Raw genomic sequence first — 4,658 nt, 5'->3', positions numbered from 1 at the left:
GGTGGACGGGGACGCGCGAACAGCCGGGTGGCGGTGATGACGCCGGTGACAGCCACCCCCGTGGAGGCGGGGTCGGCTGGGGTCAGCCCGGGCCGTAGATGCTCCTCCACCCGCAGGTACTTGCGGCCGGCCCGCAGGTCCGCGTCGTTGCGCAGCCGGACGATCAGCGGGAAGGCCGACAGGGCGGCGGTGTCGAACAGGCCCGTGGTGTAGATGAGCTGGACGCCCAGCCGGTCGGCGACGGCGAGCTGGAGGTCGAGGAGGTAACCGGCGCTCGCACGGCCGATCGGGTTGTCCAGGAACAGCACGCCGGCATGCGACGCCCGCAGCTGGCCGCGATCGTTGGCCCGCAGTGCCGCCATCGTGCAGTACAGGATGATGGCGGCGGTGAGCTGCTGACCGCCGGAGAAGACGTCTCCAAGCTCGCTGACCCTCACCCGTTCGGTGCGCAGGACCGCGTCCGGTTTGAGGATCTCGACCCGCACGCCGCGGTGGAGCGCGGCGCGGACCCCGCGCAGCAGCAGTCCCATCCCGTCGCGGCGCACGGCTGCGGCCCGGGTGCCGCGCACGTCGCCGGTGCCGAGGCCCGGGTCGGCGGTGCGGACGGCGTTGGCACCGCGTCGCGATGCCGCGGCCGGCCGGGGTTGGGCGGCGACCGCCGCGGCCGCTGTCTCGTCGACCACCCGGCCGAGGTCCTCCGCCAGGGCCCGGTCATCTGGTTCGGCGAAGGAGATGCGCAGGAAGTCCTGACCCGACCAGTCGCCGAGTCGGTCGGGGAGGCGGGACAGGCGGCCGGCTGCGCGCAGCGTGCCGAGCGCCGCACGCACCATCCCCTCCAGTCGGGCGACGATCGCCTCGCGGTTTCGGCCGATGTGCGCGAGGTCGTCATCGAGGCTGCGCAGCCGGGGAGCGAGAGCCTGCGCCCATGCCGCGGCCCCGTCTGCCACGGTCTCGCGCCCGGCGCGCAGCATCTGACGGCGGGCCGGGGTGCGCACGGCGTCGAACCGGTCCTGGGCCGCCCAGGCGGTGACGGCATCGGCCGCTGTCCGCACGGCGCCGGCGGCCTGCCCGTATCCGGCGGCCGCCTCCCGCCAGGCGAGACGCAGCCGATGGGCGCCCTCCCGGGCCTGGCGCGCGTCCCCCGCGAACGGGACGGCCACTGCAGGCCCGTCGGCTCGCGCCGGTTCGTCCGGGCGGGGCTCGGCGGGCGCTGCCGCGACCCGTCCGCCAGGTTCGGCGCTGCCTGCGCCGGCACTCGCCGGTCCCACGGTTGCCTGGGCCGCGACGGGCAGATCCGCGAGGTTCTCGGCGATGACGGTGAAGGCGGCCAGCTCCTCGGTGTGCCGGCCGGAGCGCTCGACGAGGTCGTCGCGGGCGCAGCGGGCCCGAGCGTGGCCGTCCTCGGCGTGCTCGACCGCCGCGGCGGCGGCGCGCAGCAGTTCCTCGGCGTGGCCGAGATCCGTCGGCACCTGCTCTCCGGTCAGCGGTGCCACCCCGCGTCGCTGTACCTCCGCGATGGCGGCACGCAGTTCCTCGCGCAACGAGCCGAGCCGCTCGCGGGCGTCGTCGAGCTCGGCACCGACCGCCGCGGCGGCCCGGCGAGCCTGCGCCTCACCGGCTGCCCGGGTCGTGCTGTCCCCGCCGCTGACTCCCGCGAGCAGCTCGCGGGCCCGCACCCGAACGGCCGGTGCGAAGGCCTCGAGCGCCGCCCGGGCGGCCGCCTCCTCCCGGCGGGCCCGATCGACCTCGCCGCGCAGGTCCGCACCGACCTCGGCCTGGGCGTAGGTGCGACTTGCGGCCTCATAGGCAGCGCGCAGCACCGCGACGGGCGGCCCCGGCTCGTCGGCCGCGCCCGCCACCCGCGCGGCATCGCCCGCACCGACGATGCCGCCGCTTTCCGCCCGGGCGGCCGCGGCGTTGCGACTCGCTTCGTCCGCGCTGCGAACGGCCTCCGTGGCCGCGCGCCGCTGCGCGGCGGCGTCCTCCCGAGCTGCCCGGGCCTCGGCCAGATGGTCCTCCACGACGGCGGCGATCTGCTCGATCTCCCGCCCGGCCGCGGCCGGGTCGCCGACGGAGCGGGCGAGCTGATCCAGCGCGGTCGCTCGTGCGGCGGCCTCGGCGGCGGCGACCCGCAGGGGTTCCACGTCGGCCAGCGCGCGCCGTGCCGCCTGCTGCGCCGCGACCGCCTCCCGGCTGGTCGTGGCGAGTTCGGCCTCGGCTGCCCCCAGGGTTTCCCGGGCGGCCGTCACCTGCGCCGCCAGCCGATCGAGGTGCCCGGCGGGGTAGGTTCGCCGCCAGCCGGTGAGGGCCGCGGTGAGGTCACGGTCCGTCGTGATCCGGTCGTCCAGCGCCGCGGCGAGCGTGCCGCGCTCGTCCTGGCGTGTCCGGATGGCGTCCCGCTCGGCGGCGGCGGCCGCGGTGTCGTAGAGCGCGGGGTTCGGCCGGACCATCATGATCCGGTCGCCGTCGATGACCGGGGCCACCTCGTCGAGCAGGTCGTCGACCCCGCCCACGGCGACGATGCTGTCGGGGAGCAGGGCGGCCGCGTCGAGCACCTCGCGGACCCGAGCGTGACCCGCCCGGTCGGTGATGACCACGCCGTCGGCGAGATGGGGCCGCGCCCGCAGGACCCGTTCGCGCCGGGCGGCCGGCACCGCGTGCGCGAGATGGGACCAGCCGGCCACCGCGGCGATCCCGGCGGCCTGCAGGGCGTCGACCGCGGCGGCGACCTCCTCGCGGGGTGGGCGAAGGCCACCGCCGCCCAGCGCGCCGAGCAGGCGACGGTCGGCGTCGGCGGCAACCGACAGATCGAGCCGGCGGGCCTCGGCCGCAGCGATCGCCTCCGCCAGCCGATCCCCGGCGGCCTCGGCGACCGCGTCGAGGATCCCGTGCGCGCCTGCACCCGCGGCGGCCTCGTCATCGCGCGCGGCGGCGCTCGGGCCGCCCGTGACCCCGTTCGGCCCGCCCGGGCCGGCGTCCCCGAGCAACTCCGCGAGACGGCCGCTGGCCAGCAGCGCCGCCGCGCCGGCCCGGGCCTGGTCGAGCTGACCGGTGAGCCGGTCCAGCGCGCCGCCGGCCGTGACGACGCGGTGCTGGGCGGCGCGGGTCGCGGCCTCCGCCGGGCCGCGGTCCGCGGCGTGGGTGGCCCGGCTGAGCGCGTCGCGCACCGCGGCGGCGGCCTGCTGCGCGCCGGCCTCGGCCCGCTGGGCCTGGCGGGTGAGATCGGTGCCGCCGGGGGTGATCAGCCCGGCCCGGGCGGCGGCGGCCAGCGCGTCGAGCGCCGCCACCCGTCGCTGTTGAAGGGCCTGCTGCCGGGCGCGTGCCTGCGCGGCGTCGTCGCTGGCGCGGCGGTCGGCGCGGTCGGCTGTGGCGGCGCGCCGGTCGTGCTCGCTGGCCTCGGCCTCCGCCTGGCGGGCCGCCTCGGTGGAGGCCGCGGCCAGCCGGTTCAGGCCGAGCAGCAGGGCCCGCGCGGCGCCGTCGCGGTCGGCCAGCGCCGGCGCGGCGATGTCCTCCGCATCGGCGATGAGGCTGGTCAACCGTTCGGCTTCGGCTGACGCCGCCGCGAGACGCAACACGTCCTCGGCCGCCCGCCAGGCGTCGATCTCGGCGGCTGCCGCGTGGGCGTCGGCGACGAGCCGGTCGCGCTCCCGCTCGGCGTCGGCGAGGCGCCGCTCGGCGATCCGGCGACGCAGCGCGAGAACGGTGCCGTGCCGGTGCGACCGGACCTCGTCGGCGTCGCGTTCCGCGTCGCGCGCGGCCTGCACCTGGGCGTCGAGCCCGGCCAGCGCGGCGGCGTCGCGGCGAACCCTGGCCTGCACGCCGTCGTGCAGCTCGACGATCCGGGCCCGGGCGGCCGCGTAGCCCGCGCCGACGTCGGCGCGCCGATCGATCGCCGCCACCAGCGGGTCGAGTCGCGCGAGGGCTCCCGCGACGAACTCCCGCTCGGCGCTGAGCGCCGCCCGTTCGGCGAGCTTGGTCGCGTAGCCGTCGACGACGTCGGCGATGCCCGCGGAGTCCTCGGGCGAGGTGACGGCGCGCAGCAGAAAGTCGACGAACTGCTCGTCGGAGCCGAACGAGAACGCCTCGGCCGCCTCGCCTTCGCCGGCGTTCATCGCCCGCTGGTAACGGAACAGTTCCGGATCGAGACCGAGGGCGTCCAGGTGCTCCTTCCAGGCGCCCTGATGCGTCTGCCAGGTCAGGTCGAGCGCCGGGTCGGCCGTGTGGGCGTCGTGGAGGCGGCTGCGCAACCCGGCGAGAGTGACCTGGCGGCCCTCGGCGGTCAGCGGCAGAGAGGTGATCTCCAGCCCCCCACCCGGGCGGAAGGAGTACCAGGCCTCGGTGAGCCGGGTTGCGTCGGTGGCTGCGCGACCGCGCCACTCACTGACCTTGCCCGTCACCACCCGGTGCCCGGTCACCGCGTGCTGCCATTCGCAGGCGACGTGCCCGCAGTCGCCGGGCAGGACGAAGTTGTCCAACACCCGCCCGTTGGAGGTGCCGACGACCTGCCGCCGGCCCGGCAGCACCACGGAGAAGATCAGCTTGATCAGGACGCTCTTGCCGCCGCCGTTCTCCAGGAACAGCACCGAGGCGGGGGAGGGGCGCCGTGGCCGGGCCGGCGAGCCGGGCTCGACCATCGCGCCCACCACCGCCCCCGCGAC

At 77.5% G+C, this 4,658-nt stretch carries 1 protein-coding gene; it reads right to left on the bottom strand.

Annotated features, from left to right (window positions below):
• On the bottom strand, window positions 1-4,658 hold a 4,658-nt coding region (locus NBZ83_RS30160), incomplete at both ends, for a hypothetical protein (RefSeq protein WP_261576316.1).

Origin of the sequence: Frankia gtarii, from assembly GCF_025403375.1 — a bacterium.
Lineage (GTDB): Bacteria > Actinomycetota > Actinomycetes > Frankiales > Frankiaceae > Frankia > Frankia gtarii.
The sequence above is the reverse complement of the archived record's forward strand: the minus strand, read 5'-3'. Positions and strand labels throughout refer to the sequence as shown.